The sequence below is a fragment of the Streptomyces sp. NPDC050085 genome, assembly GCF_044460595.1.
In the GTDB taxonomy this organism is placed as follows: Bacteria; Actinomycetota; Actinomycetes; order Streptomycetales; family Streptomycetaceae; genus Streptomyces.
The window spans coordinates 91,520-111,598 of the sequence record NZ_JBITJZ010000009.1; the positions used below are offsets into that span (position 1 = coordinate 91,520).

General features: G+C 71.7%; 14 protein-coding genes and 1 pseudogene. 10 read left to right on the forward strand and 5 right to left on the reverse strand.

What is annotated here, in order from left to right; translation table 11 throughout:
- Positions 1 to 87 precede the first annotated feature (87 nt).
- Complete coding sequence (locus tag ACIBUY_RS29715; RefSeq protein WP_365572711.1) at positions 88 to 1,071, forward strand: thiamine-phosphate kinase; 984 nt, start codon at positions 88 to 90, stop codon at positions 1,069 to 1,071.
- Positions 1,068 to 2,093: a bifunctional hydroxymethylpyrimidine kinase/phosphomethylpyrimidine kinase gene (gene thiD / locus ACIBUY_RS29720; protein WP_399154254.1), complete on the forward strand. Its 1,026-nt coding sequence runs from the start codon at positions 1,068 to 1,070 to the stop codon at positions 2,091 to 2,093. The genes ACIBUY_RS29715 and thiD overlap by 4 nt, the downstream gene beginning before the upstream one ends.
- Here the strand turns inward: thiD and ACIBUY_RS29725 are convergent.
- The 3 genes and pseudogenes from ACIBUY_RS29725 to rpmB all read right to left on the reverse strand — a co-directional run.
- Positions 2,081 to 3,364, reverse strand: a pseudogene (locus tag ACIBUY_RS29725) (FAD-dependent monooxygenase); the annotation flags it as partial. The gene thiD and the pseudogene ACIBUY_RS29725 overlap by 13 nt on opposite strands.
- A 176-nt stretch (positions 3,365 to 3,540) precedes the next feature.
- Entirely contained in the window at positions 3,541 to 6,573 is a 3,033-nt protein-coding gene (locus tag ACIBUY_RS29730; protein WP_399154255.1) for a BTAD domain-containing putative transcriptional regulator, read from the reverse strand.
- 154 nt (positions 6,574 to 6,727) lie between these two features.
- A complete protein-coding gene (rpmB, locus tag ACIBUY_RS29735) occupies positions 6,728 to 6,913 on the reverse strand; it encodes a 50S ribosomal protein L28 (protein WP_003957616.1) in 186 nt (61 codons plus the stop codon).
- 268 nt (positions 6,914 to 7,181) lie between these two features.
- On the opposite strand from rpmB, the gene ACIBUY_RS29740 reads away from it, so the two are divergent.
- Positions 7,182 to 8,897 carry a DAK2 domain-containing protein gene (locus ACIBUY_RS29740; RefSeq protein WP_399154256.1) on the forward strand — a complete coding sequence of 572 codons (1,716 nt, stop codon included), beginning with the start codon at positions 7,182 to 7,184 and terminating at the stop codon, positions 8,895 to 8,897.
- Positions 8,898 to 8,912: 15 nt separating this feature from the next.
- On the opposite strand, the gene ACIBUY_RS29745 is transcribed toward ACIBUY_RS29740, so the two are convergent.
- The gene (locus ACIBUY_RS29745; protein WP_399154257.1) at positions 8,913 to 11,624 is read right to left on the reverse strand and encodes a tetratricopeptide repeat protein; all 2,712 of its coding nucleotides are present in this window, start codon (positions 11,622 to 11,624) and stop codon (positions 8,913 to 8,915) included.
- On the reverse strand, positions 11,621 to 13,468 hold the full coding sequence (locus tag ACIBUY_RS29750) for an HSP90 family protein (RefSeq protein WP_399154258.1): 1,848 nt from the start codon (positions 13,466 to 13,468) through the stop codon (positions 11,621 to 11,623). Before ACIBUY_RS29750 ends, ACIBUY_RS29745 begins: the two co-directional genes overlap by 4 nt.
- A 172-nt stretch (positions 13,469 to 13,640) precedes the next feature.
- Between ACIBUY_RS29750 and recG the strand changes: the two genes are divergently transcribed.
- The 7 genes from recG to rnc all read left to right on the forward strand — a co-directional run bounded on the left by recG (position 13,641) and on the right by rnc (position 20,013).
- Positions 13,641 to 15,851: an ATP-dependent DNA helicase RecG gene (gene recG / locus ACIBUY_RS29755; RefSeq protein ID WP_365572693.1), complete on the forward strand. Its 2,211-nt coding sequence runs from the start codon at positions 13,641 to 13,643 to the stop codon at positions 15,849 to 15,851.
- 41 nt (positions 15,852 to 15,892) lie between these two features.
- Complete coding sequence (gene rsmD, locus ACIBUY_RS29760; RefSeq protein ID WP_365572690.1) at positions 15,893 to 16,489, forward strand: 16S rRNA (guanine(966)-N(2))-methyltransferase RsmD; 597 nt, start codon at positions 15,893 to 15,895, stop codon at positions 16,487 to 16,489.
- 26 nt (positions 16,490 to 16,515) lie between these two features.
- Entirely contained in the window at positions 16,516 to 16,995 is a 480-nt protein-coding gene (coaD, locus tag ACIBUY_RS29765) for a pantetheine-phosphate adenylyltransferase (RefSeq protein WP_365572687.1), read from the forward strand.
- A 91-nt stretch (positions 16,996 to 17,086) separates the two neighbouring features.
- Positions 17,087 to 18,214 (forward strand): ATP synthase F0 subunit B, encoded by a 1,128-nt coding sequence (locus ACIBUY_RS29770; RefSeq protein ID WP_399154322.1) that lies wholly within the window; start codon positions 17,087 to 17,089, stop codon positions 18,212 to 18,214.
- A 152-nt stretch (positions 18,215 to 18,366) separates the two neighbouring features.
- The gene (locus ACIBUY_RS29775; protein ID WP_365572934.1) at positions 18,367 to 19,011 is read left to right on the forward strand and encodes a DUF177 domain-containing protein; all 645 of its coding nucleotides are present in this window, start codon (positions 18,367 to 18,369) and stop codon (positions 19,009 to 19,011) included.
- A 2-nt stretch (positions 19,012 to 19,013) separates the two neighbouring features.
- Entirely contained in the window at positions 19,014 to 19,187 is a 174-nt protein-coding gene (gene rpmF / locus ACIBUY_RS29780) for a 50S ribosomal protein L32 (protein ID WP_030361955.1), read from the forward strand.
- A gap of 7 nt (positions 19,188 to 19,194) precedes the next feature.
- A complete protein-coding gene (rnc, locus tag ACIBUY_RS29785) occupies positions 19,195 to 20,013 on the forward strand; it encodes a ribonuclease III (RefSeq protein ID WP_365572684.1) in 819 nt (272 codons plus the stop codon).
- Positions 20,014 to 20,079: the final 66 nt, after the last annotated feature.

The following is a 20,079-nucleotide window of genomic DNA, read 5'->3' on the forward strand; positions in this document are numbered from 1 at the left end:
AGAGGGCACGCCCGTGACAAAAACCGTACCCATGACAGAGACGGCCCGCGACCGCGAGCAGGCCGGGGCAGAAGGGGCAGTACGCGCATGAAGGGCACCGTCGGCGAGCTGGGCGAGTTCGGCCTCATCCGAGAGCTGACCTCACGGCTCACCACCACCCCGGCCGTACGGATCGGCCCCGGCGACGACGCCGCCGTGGTCGCCGCGCCGGACCGCAGGGTCGTCGCCAGCACGGACGTCCTGCTCGAGAACAGGCACTTCCGGCGCGACTGGTCCACGGCGTACGACGTCGGCCGCAAGGCAGCCGCACAGAACCTCGCCGACATCGCGGCCATGGGTGCCGTGCCCACCGCGCTGCTGCTCGGCCTCGTGGTGCCCGCCGAGCTGCCCGCGTCCTGGCCCTCGGAGCTGATGGACGGGCTGCGCGACGAGTGCCAGGTGGCCGGTGCCGCGGTCGTCGGCGGCGATGTCGTCCGCGGTGACACCATCACCATCGCGATCACCGCGCTCGGCGATCTGCGCAACCACGAACCGGTGACCCGCGCCGGCGCCCAGCCCGGGGACGTCGTGGCCGTCACCGGCTGGCTCGGCTGGTCCGCCGCGGGGTACGCCGTGCTCTCCCGCGGCTTCCGCTCGCCGCGCGCCTTCGTCGAGGCCCACCGCAGGCCCGAACCGCCGTACCACGCGGGCCCCGCCGCGGCCGGGCTCGGCGCGACCGCCATGTGCGACGTGAGCGACGGGCTCATCGCCGACCTGGGCCACATCGCCGAGGCCAGCAAGGTCCGCATCGACATCAAGTCCGGGAAGGTGGACGTGCCTTCGCAGATGAACGACATCGGCCAGGCCGTCGGCGTCGACCCGCTGCAGTGGGTGCTGACCGGGGGAGAGGACCACGCCATCGTGGCCACTTTCCCGCCGGACGTGAAGCTGCCCGCCCGCTGGAAGGTGATCGGCGAGGTGCTCAACCCCTCCGCGCTGCCGCAGGTCACCGTGGACGGTGCACCCTGGACCCGCAAGGGCGGCTGGGACCACTTCGGGGACGATCTCCCCGGTGGGGAGATCGAGTCGTGACCGCTGCCCCTACCGCCTCCGGTGCCGCCACCGCTTCTGCTCCCGCGCCGATACGTGTGCTGACCGTGGCCGGGTCCGACTCCGGCGGCGGGGCCGGGATCCAGGCCGATCTGAAGACGATGCTCGCCCTGGGGGCGCACGGCATGAGCGTCGTCACGGCGGTCACCGCCCAGAACTCCCTTGGTGTGCAAGGCGCTTGGGAGCTTCCGGTGGAGGCGGTGCGTGCGCAGTACCGCAGTGTCGTCGACGACATCGGGGTGCAGGCCGTCAAGACGGGGATGCTCGCGTCGCCCGAACTCGTGGAATGCGTGGCCGAGTTGCTCGCCGGGACCGATGCGCCGGTCGTGGTCGACCCGGTCGGTGTGTCCAAGCACGGCGACGCGCTGCTCGCCGCGTCGGCGCTGGACTCCGTGCGCACCAAGCTGCTGCCCACGGCCACGGTCGCGACCCCGAACCTCGACGAGGTGGCCCAACTCACCGGCATCCAGGTCGAGTCGGAGGACGGGATGCGGCGCGCCGCGGCAGCCGTACTCGCCTACGGACCGCGCTGGGTGGTCATCAAGGGCGGACATCTGGGGCTCGGGCCCGGACGTGGGGAACATGCGGGACACGGGTCCTCCAGTGGTTCGGGATCAGGGTCTTCAGAGGCGGTGGATCTGCTCACGGACGGGTCCGAGGAGTACTGGCTGCGCGCCCCGCGCCACGACAACCGGCACACGCACGGCACGGGCTGCACCCTCGCCTCCGCGATCGCGGCACAGCTGGCGAAGGGGCAGTCGGTGCCCGAGGCCGTGCATGCGGCCAAGGAGTACGTGACCGGGGCGATCGCCGCCGGGTTCGCACTCGGCGGGGGGATCGGTCCCGTGGATCACGGCTGGATGTTCAGGGCGGGGGAGCGCACCGGGTCGGTCATGGGGGCAGCGGGCGCCTCGGGTATTGAGGGTGCCGAGGGCATCGACGGCATCGACGGCATCGAGGGTGCCGACGGCGTCGACGGTGCCGACTCTCCGGCCAGGCCGTAGTCCTTCAGCGTCAGATCGCTCGCCGTCTTCTCGGTGAGGCGCTTGAAGAAGCCGGCCAGGAAGCGCGAACCGAGCATCCGGTACGCCCGGTCGCGACTGCGGATCTTCTTCTCGGTGGGCGGGGCGAAGAACGGGCCCGCGTTGGCGGAGAGCTTCTGGCAGCCCTTCGCGTACTTCGTGATCTCCGCTTCGAAGGCCGCGAACGCGGTGCGGTGGTCACCGCGCGCCGCCACGAGCTCGCCCGCCAGGACGTAGGCCGACACCAGCGCCGTCCCGGTACCTATCCCGCCCATCGTGGCGCCGTGACCCGCGTCGCCGAGCAGGATCACGCGCCCCTTGGAGAGCCGGTCCATATGGATCTGGGCGATCGCGTCGAAGTACAGGTCGTCCGTCTTCTCGAGAGCGTCGAGGATCTGCTCGACATGGGGCCAGGCCAGGCCTCGGAGCTTGTCGGCGACGATCTGCTTCTGCCCGTCGACGTCCTTGCGGTCGTACGTGAACTCCTGCGACCGGAAGACCACGGCCGCGCCGGCACGGTCGGGATTCCCGTCGTAGTTGTTGATCACCGCGGCGCGGCCGGGTTCGCAATAGAGCCGGGCCGTGCGGTCCAGGCCCAGGTGGTTGGGCATGTCGAACCCGGCGACGTAGTAGTCGAAGAACTGCAGGTACTGGGACTCGTCGCCGAAGACGAGACGCCGGGTGTTCGAGTGCAGCCCGTCCGCGCCGACGACCAGGTCGAAGGTGCGCGGTGCGCCGTGGTCGAAGGTGACGTCGATGCCGGTCGCGGTCTCCGTGAGCGAGGCGATCGAGTCGCCGAAGACGTAGGTGACGCTGTCCTTCGTGCGCTCGTACAGGAGACGGGACAGGTCGCCGCGGAACACCTCGACGTCGCCGCTCATCAGATACGCGGGGAGGTCGACGCGCTCGCTGTCGTCCGCGTTGACGATCGTCTGACGGCCCATGTCCGTCTGGATCCTGTGCAGTTCGTCCCAGATGCCCATGCGGGTGAGGACGGTGCGGTGGACGTGACCGCGGAAGTCGACCGCGAAGCCGCCTTCACGCAGGGCGGGCGCCCTCTCGACGACCGTGACGCGGGCGCCCTGGCGGGAGAGCCAGAAGGCGATCGCGGGGCCGGCGATGCTGGCGCCAGAGACCAGTACGTCGAGGTGGGCGAGGGAGTCGGTGGCGCGGTTGCTGACGGGGTCGTGGTCGACAGTTCCGCTGTCGGTGATGTGGTGGTGATCGGCCGTGGTGTGCGTCTGCTTCGTCATGCCAGTGAGCTTGCGGGTGGGCGCTTACCGTTCGCTGACCAGTCGCTGACCGTGCCTTACCGCCCGCTGACCAGCGTGCGTTCGACCAGGGTGCAGTTCGGTCGGGGTGCAGTTCGGTCAGGATGCGTCGGGGCAGGGGCGTTCGGCCAGGCCCGAGGCGCGTGCGGTGCTACCGCTCACGCACCGTGTTCTGCCGCAGGCTCATACCCATCGCACACCGCGTCCTGCCGCAGGCTCATGCCCAGGGCGAAAGCCTTCCGGTACGCCTCGGGCGCCAGCAACTGTCGCAGGCGTCGCTCGAGCGGGGTGACGTCCGGGTCGTCCACGATCAGCTGTCCGCGCAGCGCCGCCGCAGCGCCGAGCAGGGTCGCCGCACACTCGGGGCCGTCCGCCCGGGCTGCCAACGCCTCGGCCACCTGGGCGAGTTCGAGCCCCTGCGTCTCGTCCTCCGCCGACAGCGTGCGGGCCTGTGCGAACCAGTCGTCCGCCTCCTCGTCACGCCCCTCGGCGAGAGCGGTGCGCCCCAGCCCCAGGAAGATGTGCACCGTCTGCCCGACGCTGTACCAGGAGCGCGCGCTGATGGCCAGCGCCGCCTCGTAGTGCTCCCGCGCGCGGGCCGTGTCCTTGGACAGGCGTGCCGCGTCGCCCATGCCCCACAGGGCTCCGGCCACCTTTTCGGGGGCGCCCGCCGTGCGAGCCAGGTCGCAGGCCCGCTCGAAGTCCGCGATCGCCTCCGCGTACCTGCCGCTGCGCAGCAGGACGGTGCCGCGTCGGCACAGCAGGTCGGCGATCTCCTCCGGGGCCGTCAACTCCCTTGCGTAGCCGAGTGCTTCGTCGAGCAGCTCCAGCGCGCGCGTGCGCTCGCCGCGCCAGTCGGCGTACATTCCCAGCTGGTCGAGGGAGTTGGCCATGCCCCAGCGGTCCCCGGTCGCCCGGAAACCCGCGAGGGCCTGTCCGAACAGCGCCTCCGACGCAACGGGACGTCCCGCGAACTGCTCCTGGAACCCGAGCCCGACACAGAGCAGAGCCCGGCCCCAGGGATCGCTGCCGACCTGGGCCTGCACCAGATCGTCGCGCGACTTCCCGGGTCCGACGGCGAGTGTCCACAGCACCACCGTGAACGGCAGTCTCAACTGGCGGTCGATCCCCGCCAGGACCCGGTCCGCGTGCGAGAGCCGCTCCTCGTCACCGTCGCCCGTCACGGAGTTGAGCGCGCACAGCGCGTACTCCTCCTCCAGGCCAGGCGGTGCCTTCGGCCCCACCGCGGCCATCAGCTCACGTGCCAGGGGCACGCGCTCACCGGCCAGGCCGTGCAGCCGCCAGAACCAAGAGAGGGCAGCCATGAGGCGCAGCCCGTCGGAGGGGGAGGCTGCGAGGAAGTGGCGCAGCGCGGCATCCAGATTGCCGCGCTCCGTGGACATCCGGGCCAGCCAGGGGAGTTGGCCGTGTCCGCGCAGGCACGGCTCCGCTTCCTCCGCGAGTCGCAGAAAGTAGGCGGCGTGTGCGTCCCGCAGGTCGTCCAGGACGCCGACCGCCACTTGCTCGGCACAGAAGGCGCGGATCGTCGCCAGCATCCGGTACCGCCCGTCGGACGCCTCCAGGAAGGACTTCTCGGCGAGCGAGGCCAGCAGATCCTCCGGATACGGGATGCCGCACACCGCCTCGACGGCATCCAGCGTCGCGCCACCGGACAGACCGCTGCCCACGAACACCGTCATGCGGCGCGCCAGGTCCCGCTCCTCCTCGTCGAGCAGCTCCCAGCTCCACTCGACGACGGCTCGCAGGGTGCGGTGGCGGGGCGCCTTCGTGCGGTCCCCGCGCGACAGGACCCGGAAGCGGTCGCCGAGCCGCCCGGCCAGCTCGTCGACCGTGAGCGTACGCAGTCGGGCCGCCGCCAGCTCGATCGCCAGCGGCAGCCCGTCGAGCGCCTCGCAGATACCGGCGATCGCCGCCACGCGCGCGTGGCCGTCCGCCTCGAAGTCCGGCCGCACGGCGGCCGCTCGGTCCCGGAACAGCTGGGCCGCCGGGCCCGCGGCGAGCGGTGGCACCGGGCACAGCACCTCGCCCGTGATGCCGAGGGCCTCCCGACTTGTCGCGAGGATCCGCAGACCGGGACAGCTGCCCAGGAGCAGGCCCGCCACCCGGGCCGCGCCGTCGATCACATGCTCACAGTTGTCGAGCACCAGCAGCAGCTCACGGTTTTCCAGGACGGACGCGAGCCGTTGCACGGCCTCCTCGCCCTGTGGGCCGCGCAGCCCCTCGCGCACGCCGAGCGCGGTGAGGATCGCGTACGGGATGCCCTGGCCGTCGGCGAGCGGCGCCAGCTCCACGTAGCAGACGTCCTCGCGGGCCCGCCCCGATTCGATCGCCAGGCGCGTCTTGCCCGCGCCGCCGGGTCCGGTCAGCGTGATCAGACGGGCGCCCGTCAGCAGCTCGTCGATCCTGGCCAGCTCTTCCGTCCGCCCCACGAAGCGGGTCAACTGGGCCGGCACCCCGCGCTGCCGTACGGGCGGTCGGCCCTGCAGCAGCTCCAGGTGCAGCGCCGACAGTTCGGCCGACGGATCGGTGCCGAGCTCGTCCGCGAGCAGACGCCGCGCCTCCTCGTAGACCTGAAGTGCCTCGGCAGGCCTGCCCGCCGTGTGCAGCGCGCGCATCAGCAGCCCGTACAGACGCTCGCTGAGCGGGTGCCGTGCGATCAGCTCGCGCACCTCCGCGACGAGGTCCGCGTCGCCGCCGAGCGCCAGGTCGGCCTCGATCCGGTCCTGGACCGCGCCGAGCCGCAGCTCGTCGAGGTGCGGCAGACCGTCCGGCGCCGCACCCCGCCACAGACCGAGGCCCTCGCGCAGCAGTGCTGCCGCACGCGCGTGGTCCCCAGTGCCCAGTGCCTGCCTGCCCTCGCGCGCGAGGCGCTCGAAGCGGTGCACGTCCACCGCGTCCGGGTCGATCACGAGCCGGTACCCGGCCGGTCCCGCCTCGATGTCCACGCCCAGCCGCCTGCGCAGCCGGGAGACCTGCGACTGCAGCGCGTTCGCCGCATGGGCCGGGGGGTTCTCGCCGTACAGGCCGTCGATCAGGCGCTCCACCGAGATCGTCCGGCCCGCGTCCAGGAGCAGCTCGGTGAGCAGGGCACGCGGCCGGGGCCCTCCGGGGTCCAGAGGGCTGCCGTCGTGGGCCCGCACGTCGAGAGGGCCGAGGATGCCGAACCGCATGCGCAGAGTCTGGCAGCCGCCACTGACAGTCGTGATCGGAGTCCGGATGTGCCGCGCCGGACCACGGGACCGCGCGTGGGCGCACGAAAAAGCCGGCCCCCGAGGGGACCGGCTTTTTCAAGCAACCAGCGAGGTGGCCGCGCTACGCGTTACGTCAGCGCGAGACCTTGCCGGCCTTGATGCACGAGGTGCAGACGTTGAGCCGCTTCGGCGTCCGCCCGACCACTGCACGCACACGCTGGATGTTCGGGTTCCAGCGACGGGACGTACGGCGGTGCGAGTGCGAAATGTTGTTGCCGAAGCCCGGCCCCTTGCCGCAGACGTCGCAGTTGGCAGCCACGGGTCACTCCAAAGACTTCAGATGCACTTACGGTTGATCCCGGCATGCCGGGATCAAGATCGATGATCTGAGTGGCGGTGCCAGGGGAGAGCCCGATGGATATCGGGCAACCGGAGCAGCATACAACGGCTGCTTCGGTACAACGAAACTACCATGGCTGCCCGGACCGATGCCCAGGCCCCCAGGTCGGGGGCCTTTCCCGGGGGTCTCCCGGCGGGGTCTACTCTGCGAGGCCAATCCAGCTGTCCAGCTGCTCAAGGAGGCGCAGGTGCCGCATGTGCGACACGTGCTCGACGTAGCCGCGGTGCGCGCCTGGTGCTCATTCGCCCTTGAGGCACTGGGCCGGGACCGTGCGGAGATCGACGCGATCAACGTGTATCCCGTGGCCGACGGGGACACCGGGACCAACCTCTACTTGACCGTCGAGTCCGCGCACCAGGCCGTCGAGGCGGTCTTCGCCGGTCTTCAGGCCGGTCCCGAGCCGGTCGTGCCCACGCTGCCCGAAGTGATGCGCGCGATGGCGCACGGCGCGCTCATCGGCGCCCGCGGCAACTCCGGGACGATCCTCGCGCAGCTCCTGAGGGGCATGGCGCAGGTGCTTGCCGATGATGCGGGCCGTGACGGAGATCACGCCGACGGGGCCGGGGCGAGCGAGCTTCGGGTGGCGCTGCGCCGGGCCGCCGAGTCCGCGCGCGAGGCGGTCGCCCACCCCGTGGAAGGCACCGTCCTGACCGTGGCGACGGCGGCCGCGGACGCGGCGTCGGACGCCGAAGGCGACTGCCGGGCCGTGGCCCGTGCCGCCTACGAAGGCGCGTGCGCGGCACTTGAGGCGACCCCCGGGCAGCTCGCCGTGCTGAGCAGGGCCGGGGTCGTGGACGCGGGCGGGCGGGGTCTCGTCGCCGTGCTCGGGGCGCTGAGCCAGGCCGTGTCGGGGGAGACCGCACCTCTACGTAGCCGCGCGAACGGTGCCCACGCGCGCGCGGGCGCCATGGCCGACAGTGCCTACGAGGACGCCGACGGTGCCGCCGCTCTCGAGTGCCCGGAGGAGCCCGGCGCCGCCGGGCCCGCCTTCGAGGTCATCTATCTGCTTGAAGCCGACGACCGTGCCGTGGCCCGGCTGCGGACGCGGCTCGACGCCCTCGGGGACTCGCTGGTCGTCGTGGGCGGGGACGGCCTGTGGAACGTCCATGTGCACGTCGACGACGCGGGCGCGGCCGTGGAGGCGGGCGTCGAGGCCGGCCGGCCGTACCGCATCCGCATCACGCACTTCGGGGTCGGTGACGCGCACGCGGCCCGTTCCTCGGCGCCGCCGCGCGAGCGGGCACAGCGAGCCGTCGTGGCCGTCGTGCCGGGCGACGGGCTCGCCGGTCTGTACGCGGAGGCCGGCGCGACGACCGTGCCCGACCGGCCCGGCGAACCCCCGGCCAGCGGTGAACTGGTCGACGCGATCCGGCGCGCCCACGCGCGCGAGGTGGTGCTGCTGCCGAACGACGCGGAGCTGCGCCACACGGCCGCCGCCGCGGCCGAACAGGCCCGTTCCGAGGGCGTACGGGTCGCCCTCATCCCGACCAGGTCCGCCGTCCAGGGCATCGCGGCGCTCGCCGTGCACGAGCCCGACCGGCGCTTCGACGAGGACGTCGTCGCCATGACCTCGGCCGCGGGAGCGACCCGGTACGGCGAACTGGCCGTCGCCGAGCGGCAGTCGTGGACCATGGCCGGGATCTGTCAGGCCGGGGACGTCCTCGGCCTCATCGACGGCGATGTCGCGGTCATCGGCGGCGAGGTCCCGGTGACGGCCCGCGCCGTCCTCGACCGGATGCTCTCGGCAGGCGGCGAGCTCGTCACGCTCGTCCTGGGCGACGAGGTCCCGGACGAGGTCGCGGACGGCCTCGAACGGCATGTCCGCGAGTCCTATCTGGCCGTGGACACCGTCGTGTACCGGGGTGGGCGGCAGTCGGCGCTGATGCTGATCGGCGTCGAATAGCCGCCCTCCCCGCCCCTACCGCGCGCGTGCCGCCCGGGCCTCGTCACGCCGCTCCGCGTCCCCCGCCCCGTCGAACGCGGCCGCCGCACGCTCCAGCTGGACCGCGCTCCCGGCGTCGTCGCGCCGCTGCAGAAGATCGGCGAACTGCCGGTGCGTATGGCCGAGTTCGGACAGCAGGGCCGTACGGTCGGCGCCGGCCGCGGACAGTGCCTCCTCGCAGGCGCGGATCGCCGCGGTCATGAACTCCCGCTCCTCGTCCGCCGACGCGGAGTCCAGCCAGGCACGCGCGCGTAGGCAGCGCACCACCGCGTACACGTGCCCCAAAGAGGCCCACAGCTCGCCCGCGCGCGCGTAGGCACGGTCCGCGTCCTCGGGGCGGCCGCCCCGGTCGAGGGCGTCCGCCGCCAGGTTCGCGAGCATCGCGTGATCGCGCTGCTCGGGCCAGTGCTGGGCGATCTCCGCCGCCTTCAGCCAGGCCTCGGCGGACTGCAGGTGCTCGCCCAGGGCGCGGGCGCAGTCGCCGAGCCACCACTGTGCCTGCACGATCGCCCCGTCGCCGTGGTCCTCGGCGCTGAGGTCGGCCAGCGCCGACTCCAGCACCTCGGCGGCCTCCGCCATGCGCTCCTCGCGCAGCAGGTGCCCGCCCAACTGGAAGCGCGCCCAGGCCCCGAACCCGGCGCTCTCGCCCGCCTCGTCGGCCCAGTGCGCCGCCTCCAGAGCGTGCGCGGAGGCCGCCCCGAACTGCTCGGTGGCCGCCAGCACGTCGGCCAGCTGGAGATGCAGCTGTGCCGAGTGGAACGGGTCCAGATACCCGGCGCCGTGCTCCACCGCGGCCCGCAGCGCCTGCTCGGCACCCTCCGCGTCGTCCCGCTCCCGCGCGAGCCCCGCGAGCCGCACTTCGCAATCCACGGCCAGCCAGGGCCGCCGCGCCGCCACATGCGCGGCCGCGGCCTCCTCGTACAGCGTCACCGCCGTCTCCCGGTCGCCGCGGTGCACGGCGACGTCCCCGAGCAGCGACCGCGCGGACGTGGCCTGCGAGGCCAGTCGCGGGACGTCCGCGAACGGCTCGGTGACAGCGAGCAGTTGACGTACGCACTCCTCGGCCGCCGCGATGTCGGCGTCCGCCGAGTCGCCGGAGTGGGCCTGCAGCAGGATGCGCGCGCGACATGCCAGAACGGCTGCCGCGGGGCGGGCCGTGCCGGCGTCGAGGTCCTCCAGGACGGCCAGCACCTGCTCGTACGGCTCCTGGATCGCGGCGCGGGCCTCGTCCAGGCGTCCCTCTCGGGCCAGTGCGTATGCGCCACGCGCGCGTGCCGCCCTCGCCTCGGCCGGGACGCCGGCCTCCTCGTACAACTCGGCCGCCCGCGCGAACAGTTCGAGCGCGTCCTCGGAGTCCATCGCCCGGTAGTCGGCGATCTCCGCCCGGTCGTGGACGGTGAGCTCCAGGCCCTCCGCCCCGGCGGCCTGTGCGGCTGCCTGCCAGGCGCGGGCCGCGTCGGGCCCGCCCTCGGTCTCCGACAGCCGTCGCGCCTCGGCCACCAGGGCCGCCGCGTCCAGGGCCGGAGCCGTAGGCGCAGCGGCCACGGAGGTCACGGGCTTCGACGCCGTGGTGCGCACGACGCGTACGCCCAGCGGCAGCCGGTCGAGGAGCGGCTGCTGGTCCATGCGCTGCCGGATCCGGCGGCCTATCCGGGAGGTGCCGTTGCGCTCGTCGAAGCGGGCCGCGAGCGCCAGTGCCTCGCCGCGCGCGTGGCCGGCCAGTTCGGCGGCCGTCCAGGCGCGGTCCGCCGGCCCGGGGACGCTCTGCTCGCCCAGACCCAGCACGACCAGCCGGTCCATCACCAGCGCGGTCACCGCGAGGAAGTCCATCAGGGCCTGCGGATTGCCGCTGTCGGTGAAGTACGCGGGCCGCTCCCCGAGCAGCTCGAGCGCCCGCGCCTCGTTGCCCGTCAGGGCACAGAACTCCACGTGCGCCGCGAACGCGCCCCGCATGGACTCCATCTGCCGTACGAGGCGGTAGCCGCGCAGGTGGTGCGCGCGGGCCTCCTCGGGACGTCCAAGACGCAGCAGGGGCAGCAGCGAGTCGGCGAGCGTGGCGTGCGGCTCGTGGGCGCACGTGAACTCGCCCTCCAGGACGGGCCGCCACAGCTCCAGGGCGCGCTCGTCGTGGCGCAGGTCGGACTGCCGGGCGCCCTGCCCGTTCAGCTCGCAGGCGTGGCAGTCGGCCTTGTCGTCGCGGTCGGCCGCCAGCCATGCGTCGTACGCGCGCGTGGCCCGCTCCTCGTCGCCGATGTGGTCGGCGACGTAGAACTCGCTCATACGGACGGCCCGTTCGGAATGACCGGCCACCCTGTAGCGGTGCTCCATCTCGCCGAGCCACTTCTCTATGGAGGCGAGCGGAATGTGCGGCTGGTGCAGCATGCCGCCGGACATCCACTTGAAGACCCAGTGCAGCGAGTGCGTCTCGTAGGCGTCGAAGTCCTCGGGGCGCTCGTCCCACATGCGCAGCAGGCGCGCGAAGGGGACGAACATCTTGTCCTTCTCGGAGCTGTAGTTGTACATCTGCAGCTGGTGACCGAGCGCCTCGATCACGGCGAGCGGGACATCGAGCTTCTCGGCCTCGGCGAGCAGCGCCTCGGCGCGGGCGCCACGGGCCGGGCCCTCGGGCAGCGAGGCGTTCTCCGCCATGGCCCTGCGCAGTGCGTCCAGATCCATCGTCCCGTTCATCGGGCGTCGTCCTTTCCGGTGCCGGGGTACGTGGCCCACTCCAGGAGGCCGATGAACGAGCGGTTCAGCAGTGCCGAGTCGGCGGGGCGCAGCGGGCGCTGTGCCATCAGGAGCGCCTGCCCGTACAGGGCCTCGGTCGCCGTGCCGATCAGCTCCGCGTCGGTGAGTGAACTCACCCTGCGGATCAGCGGGTTGAGGTGGTTGAGCACCAGCCGCGCGCGCGGGGCGCTGCCGCGCAGCGAGCCGAGGATGCCCGCCCACAGGTCGTCGGCCTGCGCCTCGGCCTCCGCGCGCGCCTGCTCGTGCCGGGCCGCCCGGTCGTCCAGATGCAGCGCGGGCACCGTGAGCGGGTGGAACGCGCGCAGGGAGACATCGCAGCCGAGCGGGTCGAGCGTGGCCCGCGCGGCCGCCAGGAACGCCGAGAGGGCCAGCTCCTCGGCCGGATCGACGGCGTCCAGATGTGCCGTCACCGTGTCCGCGTCGAGCTCCGAGACGGCCGTGCCCGGGCGCACCGAGGGCAACGCCTCGACCAGATCGGCGTCATACGTGTAACCCCCGTTGACCACCCCGATGCCCTGCGCGGAGGCGATCGGCGCGACCTGCCGGTACTCCTCCACGGTCCGCGTGAAGTGCACGACGGGGTGCCGCTGGGCGAACTCCTCCAGGGAGAGCTGCCCGTCCGTCGTCTCGAACGGCAGCCAGGGAAGCATCGTGCGCAGCATCTCCTTGTCGTGCCGCGCAAGGGACTTGACGCCCAAGTGGTGCACGGACAAGAAGGCGGCCAGCCGCTCGGGATCACCGGCGGCCAGCGAGGTGAGCCACTCCCGGATGCGCTCGCCCAGGGCCTCCCGCACGGCGGCCAGTGTCTCGTCCTCGTAGAGCGACTCGCGCGACGCCGTGGGACGCAGGCTGTCGGTGTCGATCACACAGCGCACGAAGAAGGCCCAGTCGGGCAGGAGCTGCTCGGCGCGATCGGTGAGCAGCATGCCCTTGAGGTGGACGCGATGGCCCGCGCGCTGCGCCGGGCTGACCGCCTGCGGCAGCACATGGGCGACACCACGGATGCCGGCGAGCGGCACGTCCAGGTCGATCGAGTCCAGCGGCGTGAAGCCGAACAGCTCGTGGCAGTGCCGGGCCAGGGCGACCCGGCGCGCGACCGGGCCGGGATACGTACGGTTCCAGGCCGCCGGCAGGTCGGTCACCGCCGCGTCCCCGACGCGCACGTCGTACGGCAGCAGTGAGCCGAAGTCCCGTGCCAGGGACAGGACCCGCTCCTCGCGCAGCCAGTCGGCGGCGCCCGCGCGGGCCTCCAGGTGCACGGTCGTGCCCGGCTCGGTGCGGGCCGCGTCCGGCAGCGTACGCACCGTGTAGGAACCGTCGTCGCGGGCCGTCCACTCGACCGGCGGCGCGTCCGGCGTGCGGGCGCTGCGGCTGACCACGCGGATGCGCTCGGCGACGACGAAGCAGGCGAGCAGGCCGATGCCGAACTGCCCGAGGAAGTCGGCGCGGGCCGACTCCAGTCCTTCGCCGCGCTTGGAGCTGCGGCCGATCGTCGCGAGCAGGTTGTGCACGTCGGCCTCGGTCAGGCCGACGCCGGAGTCCTCGACGCGCAGCGACCCGCCCTCGGCGAACAGCCGCACCGTGGCGGGGGAGTCGGGCTCCTCGGCGCGACGGGCGGTGATGGCGTCCACCGCGTTCTGCAGGAGCTCGCGCAGATAGACCTTCGGGCTGGAGTACAGGTGATGGGAGAGCAGGTCGACGAGACCGCGCAGGTCGACCTGGAACGTGTGCGGTGCCTGGGCACGCGAAGGATGCTGGGAATCCTGGGGAGTCTGTGAGTCCATCGTCGCAGCGCCGGTGGGGGGACGGGCGACGGCGCGGGTCGGGCGGTCCCGCGAGAGGTGACCGCGATCAAGGGCCGGGCCGGTCATCCTAGGGCCGGGGAGTCTCGCGTGACCAGCGGTTTTCAGGGATGTTCGCGGGGATGGGACGGGATTGTCAGTGGCGTGGTGTGCAATGGATCTCGTGCCTGTGCTCGAAGAACCGCTGAAGAAAGTGCTCGGCCCGCCCACCGCGAAGGTGATGGCCGAGCACCTAGGCCTGCACACCGTCGGTGACCTGCTCCACCACTACCCGCGCAGATACGCGGAGCGCGGGGAGCTCACGCGCCTCGCGGAGCTGCCGCTGGACGAGCACGTCACGGTCGTCGCGCAGGTCGCCACGGCCCGCATCCTGAAGTTCAACGGAGGCAGCGGGCAGCGCCTCGAGGTCACCATCACCGACGGCAGCGGCCAGCTCCAGCTCGTCTTCTTCGGCCGTGGCGTCCACAAGCCGCACAAGGACCTGCTGCCGGGCACGCGCGCGATGTTCGCCGGCAAGGTCGGCGTCTTCAACCGAAAGATGCAACTGGCGCACCCCGCCTACCAGTTGCTGACCGCGGACTCCACGGAGGACGCGGCCGAGGCCGTCGGCTCCTGGGCCGGCGCGCTGCTGCCGATCTACCCGGCCACCGCCAAGCTGGAGTCCTGGAAGATCGCCAAGGCTGTCGACCTGGTGCTGCCCAGCGCCCAGGAAGCCGTCGATCCGCTGCCCGAGTCGCTGCGGGAGGGCCGCGGACTCGTCCCGCTCACCGAGGCCCTCCTCAAGATCCACCGGCCGCACACGAAGGACGACATCGCCGACGCCAGGGCCCGCCTGAAGTGGGACGAGGCGTTCGTCCTCCAAGTCGCGCTCGCCAGACGCCGGTTCGCCGACACCCAGCTCACCGCCGCCCCGCGCGTGGCGAAGCCGGACGGACTGCTGACCGCCTTCGACGCGAAGCTGCCGTTCACCCTCACCGACGGCCAGCAGAAGGTCTCCAAGGAGATCTTCGACGACCTGGCCACCGAGCACCCCATGCACCGGCTGCTCCAGGGCGAGGTGGGCTCCGGAAAGACGATGGTGGCCCTGCGCGCCATGCTCGCCGTCGTCGACGCGGGCGGTCAGGCCGCGATGCTCGCGCCCACCGAGGTCCTCGCCCAGCAGCACCACAGGTCGATCACCGAGATGATGGGCGAGCTCGCCGAGGGAGGCATGCTCGGCGGCTCCGAGCACTCCACCAAGGTCGTGCTGCTCACCGGCTCCATGGGCACCGCCGCGCGCAAGCAGGCGCTGCTCGACCTGATCACCGGCGAGGCCGGGATCGTCATCGGCACGCACGCGCTGATCGAGGACAAGGTGCAGTTCCACGACCTGGGCCTGGTCGTCGTGGACGAGCAGCACCGGTTCGGCGTGGAGCAGCGCGACGCCCTGCGCTCCAAGGGCAAGCAGCCCCCGCACCTCCTCGTCATGACCGCGACGCCGATCCCGCGCACGGTCGCCATGACGGTCTTCGGCGACCTGGAGACCTCGGTCCTCGACCAGCTCCCCGCCGGACGCTCGCCGATCGCCAGCCACGTCGTGCCCGCCGCCGACAAGCCGCACTTCCTCGCCCGCGCGTGGGAGCGCATCCGGGAGGAAGTGGGCAAGGGACACCAGGCTTACGTCGTCTGCCCGCGCATCGGTGACGACGAGGACGAGAAGGCGGCGAAGAGCAAGGCCAAGAAGAAGTCGGCCGAGGACGAGGCGGAGAAGCGGCCGCCGCTCGCCGTCCTCGACGTCGCACAGGAGCTGGCGCACGGCCCGCTCCAAGGCCTCAAGGTCGAGGTCCTGCACGGCAGGATGCACCCCGACGACAAGGACGCGGTGATGCGCCGCTTCGCCGCGGGCGAGACCGACGTCCTGGTGGCGACGACGGTCATCGAGGTCGGGGTGAACGTGCCGAATGCGACGGCGATGGTGATCATGGATGCCGACCGCTTCGGCGTCTCCCAGCTCCACCAGCTGCGCGGCCGCGTCGGCCGCGGCTCCGCGCCCGGTCTGTGCCTCCTGGTCACCGAGATGCCCGAGGCCAGCCCCGCCCGCGCCCGCCTCGGCGCCGTCGCCTCCACGCTCGACGGCTTCGAGCTGTCCCGGATCGACCTGGAGCAGCGCCGCGAGGGCGACGTCCTCGGACAGGCCCAGTCCGGAGTGCGCTCCTCCCTGCGGATGCTCGCCGTCATCGAGGACGAGGAGATCATCGCCGAGGCGCGCGAGGAGGCGACCAGAGTGGTCACGGCCGACCCGGACCTCGAGCGCCTGCCCGGACTGCGCACCGCGCTCGACGCCCTGCTGGACGAGGAGCGCGAGCAGTACCTCGACAAGGGCTGAGAGACTGATCCCCACAGCCCCTCATACGGACAAGGACCGAGATGACCCGCGTGATCGGCGGCCGCGCCGGCGGACGCCGCCTGGCCGTACCGCCGGGCAACGGCACCCGCCCCACCTCCGACCGGGCACGCGAGGGCCTCTTCTCCACCTGGCAGGCGCTGCTCGGCACCCTCGACGGCACCCGCGTCGCCGACCTGTACGCGGGCTCGGGAGCCGTCGGCCTGGAGGCGCTGTCCCGCGGCTCGGCGCACGCGCTCCTGGTCGAGGCCGACGCGCGTGCCGCTCGCACCGTGCGCGAGAACATCAAGGCGCTCGGTCTGCCCGGAGCAGAGGCACGTACCGGAAAAGCGGAACAAGTCGTCGCGGGTCCGCCTCCGGCCACCCCCTACGACCTGGTCTTTCTCGACCCCCCGTACGCCGTCTCGGACGACGATCTTCGGGAGATCCTGCTCACACTCCGGACTCAGGGGTGGCTCACGGACGACGCGCTCGTCACCGTTGAACGCAGCACCAGAGGCGGCGAATTCCGGTGGCCGGACGGCTTTGAGGGGCTGAGGTCCCGTCGCTACGGCGAGGGCACGTTTTGGTACGGTCGCGCCGCCTTGAACACCACCCTCACGTGCGACGACGCACGATGACCGGACCGGAGAGCGAGGGACTTCCCGTGCGCCGCGCAGTCTGTCCCGGGTCGTTCGACCCCATCACCAACGGCCACCTCGACATCATCGGCCGAGCATCCAAGCTCTACGACGTCGTGCACGTCACGGTGATGATCAACCAGTCCAAGCAAGGACTGTTCGCGGTCGACGAGCGGATCGACCTGATCCGCGAGGTCACCGCTGAGTTCGGCAACGTGGAGGTGGAGTCCTTCCACGGCCTCCTCGTCGACTTCTGCAAGCAGCGCGACATCCCCGCCATCGTCAAGGGCCTGCGCGCCGTCAGCGACTTCGACTACGAGCTGCAGATGGCCCAGATGAACAACGGCCTGTCGGGCGTGGAGACCCTCTTCATCCCCACCAGCCCCACCTACAGCTTCCTGTCCTCCTCGCTCGTCAAGGAGGTCGCGGCCTGGGGCGGTGACGTGTCGCACCTGGTCCCGCCACTGGTGCACGAGGCCCTGACCGAGCGCATCCCCAAGAAGTGACACCCACCCGCCAGTTGGGCATACAGTCGTCCCGTCCGTCTCCAAAACCCCTGTCACACCCGTGACAAGACGAGAGAGTGGCGAGCACACGGTGGACGTGCAGAAGAAGCTCGACGAAATCGTCGCCGCGGTCGGCAACGCCCGGTCCATGCCCATGTCGGCCTCGTGCGTGGTCAACCGCGCCGACCTGCTCGCGATGCTCGAAGAGGTGCGCCAGGCCCTGCCCGGCTCCCTGGCCCAGGCCCAGGAGCTCATCGGGGGGCGCGAGCAGATGGTCGAGCAGGCCCGTGCCGAGGCCGAGCGGATCATCGAGACCGCGCACGCCGAGCGCGGCTCCCTGATCTCCGACACCGAGATCGCCCGCCGCTCGCAGAACGAGGCGGACCGGATCCTCGAGGAGGCCCGCCAGGAGGCCGAGGAGGTCCGCGCCGAGGCCGACGACTACGTCGACTCCAAGCTGGCCAACTTCGAGGTCGTCCTGACCAAGACCCTCGGCTCGGTCGGCCGCGGCCGCGAGAAGCTGCTCGGCACCGGCCCGGGCGTCGACGAGCAGGGCTACGAGGACGAGGACGCCCCGGAGCGCAGCCACGACCCCGAGACGCTGCGCCGGGACGCCGACGCGTACGTGGACGTCAAGCTCGGCGCCTTCGAGGCGGTGCTCGCCAAGACCCTGGAGGCCGTCGGCAAGGGCCGCCAGAAGCTGCACGGCCGCATCGCCAGCGACGACCTGAGCGCGCTGTCCCTGGACGGCGAGGGCGGCGCCCAGGCGCACACCAGCGACGCCGACTACCTGGCGGGCCTGGCCGAGATCGGCGGCCAGATCCCGAGCCAGGACCAGCCGGAGCCCGCCGCCGCACAGATCCCGGCCCAGCCCCAGCAGCAGCCGGCCGCCGCCGCGGCGTACGTGCAGCAGCCCGAGCAGTACGGGTACCAGCAGCAGGACCCGTACGCACAGCAGGACCCGTACGCCGCCACCGCGTACCAGCAGGACCCCTACGCGTACCAGCAGCCGCAGCAGGACCCGTACGCCGCGTACCAGCAGCAGCCGCCGCAGCAGCAGGATCCGTACGCCGCGTACCAGCAGCAGCCGCCGCAGCAGCACGATCCGCAGCAGGCCGCCCAGGGCGGTGCGCTCGACGAGACCAGCCTCTTCGACACCAGCATGATCAACATGGATCAGGTGCGGGAGTACGAGCGTCAGTACGAACAGGGCCGCTGAGCCGGACCGGGACCGGACCAGGACCGGATTGGGCCGAGAGCGAAAGGTCCAGTATCCTGGCTCTTCGGTCGCGCGTACACGTGCGATCCGAGCTGCCCGGAAAATTCGGGGCAGCGCCCCATGAGCTTCGAAGAACGAAAGCAGGACCAGCCCTGAACACCCACCTCGACCACCGCAACCCTCTCGTGTTCGATACGCACGAGCTGGGCCGGCGTCCTGGTGCCATGCAGCGGCTGTCCCGCACGATCGACGCTCCCAAGGACTTCGGTATCCAGGGAGTCATCGAGGTGCCGGAAGGCGCCCCGGTGGAGCTCGACCTCCGTCTGGAGTCGGTCATGGAAGGGGTGCTTGTCACAGGCACCGCCCGTGCATCGGCGAAGGGGGAGTGCGTAAGGTGTCTGGAGCCGCTCGACCAAGAGGTCGACGCGGACTTCCAGGAGATGTTCTCGTACCCTGACGCCGACGACCGGGGCCGCGTGAAAGCGGAGCCGGCCGACGACGCCGAGGAAGACGAGGACAGGCTCTTTCTCGAGGACGGCATGTTCGACCTCGAGCCTGTGCTGCGTGATGCGGTGGTGCTCGCACTGCCGATGCAGCCGGTGTGCCAGGACGACTGTGAAGGGCTGTGCTCCGAGTGCGGAGTGCGGCTCGCGGACGACCCGGGCCACCACCACGACGCCGTCGACATCCGTTGGGCGGCATTGCAGGGACTCGCTGGCACCATCCAGGACGGCGAGAAGGACGAGATGAGCGGCGCCGAAGCACAAGCGGGCGTCGACGAGAAGCAGGAGAAGTAGCCGTGGCTGTTCCGAAGCGGAAGATGTCGCGCAGCAACACGCGCCACCGCCGGTCGCAGTGGAAGGCTGCGGTCCCCACCCTGGTTTCGTGTGAGCGTTGCCAGGAGCCCAAGCTGCAGCACATCGCGTGCCCCGCTTGTGGCACCTACAACAAGCGCCAGGTCCTCGAGGTCTGAGCGGCTGGTGAGAGGCACAGTGGCTAGCCATAAATCGGCGGATGACGCCAAGAAAAAGGCCGACACCACAGCCTCGTCCCACACGCTTCTGGAAGGGCGGCTCGGGTATCAACTCGAGTCCGCCCTTCTGGTGCGTGCGCTGACCCATCGCTCGTACGCGTACGAGAACGGTGGCCTGCCCACGAACGAGCGCCTCGAGTTCCTCGGGGACTCCGTGCTCGGTCTCGTGGTCACCGACACCCTGTATCGCACCCACCCCGACCTGCCCGAAGGCCAGCTGGCCAAGTTGCGGGCCGCGGTGGTCAATTCGCGTGCACTGGCGGAGGTCAGCCGCGGGCTCGACCTGGGCTCCTTCATCCGGCTCGGCCGGGGCGAAGAGGGCACGGGCGGCCGGGACAAGGCGTCCATCCTTGCCGACACCCTCGAAGCGGTGATCGGCGCGGTGTATCTGGACCAGGGTCTGGACGCGGCGGGCGAACTCGTCCACCGTCTCTTCGACCCGTTGATCGAGAAGTCCTCGAATCTGGGTGCCGGCCTGGACTGGAAGACCAGTCTCCAGGAGCTCACGGCGACCGAGGGGCTCGGTGTTCCCGAGTACCTGGTCTCCGAGACCGGTCCGGATCACGAGAAGACCTTCACTGCTGCCGCCCGCGTCGGAGGCGTCTCGTACGGCACCGGCACCGGCCGCAGCAAGAAGGAAGCGGAGCAGCAGGCCGCGGAATCCGCCTGGCGGGCCATTCGTGCCGCCGCGGACGAGCGGGCCAAGGCCGCGGCTGCGGCAGCTGCCTCGGAAGGGGCGGCCGCCGACACCGCCCCCGGGGCGTAGCTCTTCGGTTCCTGACGCCCGCCCCCATCGGCTCACGCCGGTGGGGGCGGGCGTTTTTTGGGCCCC

What these genes read in the sequence shown, in the direction of transcription:
- ACIBUY_RS29730 (WP_399154255.1), bottom strand. Translation starts at nt 6,573, where the DNA reads ATGCGGTTCGGCATCCTCGGCCCTCTCGACGTGCGGGCCCACGACGGC.
- ACIBUY_RS29745 (WP_399154257.1), bottom strand. Translation starts at nt 11,624, where the DNA reads ATGAACGGGACGATGGATCTGGACGCACTGCGCAGGGCCATGGCGGAG.
- rsmD (WP_365572690.1), top strand. Translation starts at nt 15,893, where the DNA reads ATGACCCGCGTGATCGGCGGCCGCGCCGGCGGACGCCGCCTGGCCGTA.
- ACIBUY_RS29750 (WP_399154258.1), bottom strand. Translation starts at nt 13,468, where the DNA reads ATGGACTCACAGACTCCCCAGGATTCCCAGCATCCTTCGCGTGCCCAG.
- recG (WP_365572693.1), top strand. Translation starts at nt 13,641, where the DNA reads ATGGATCTCGTGCCTGTGCTCGAAGAACCGCTGAAGAAAGTGCTCGGC.
- ACIBUY_RS29715 (WP_365572711.1), top strand. Translation starts at nt 88, where the DNA reads ATGAAGGGCACCGTCGGCGAGCTGGGCGAGTTCGGCCTCATCCGAGAG.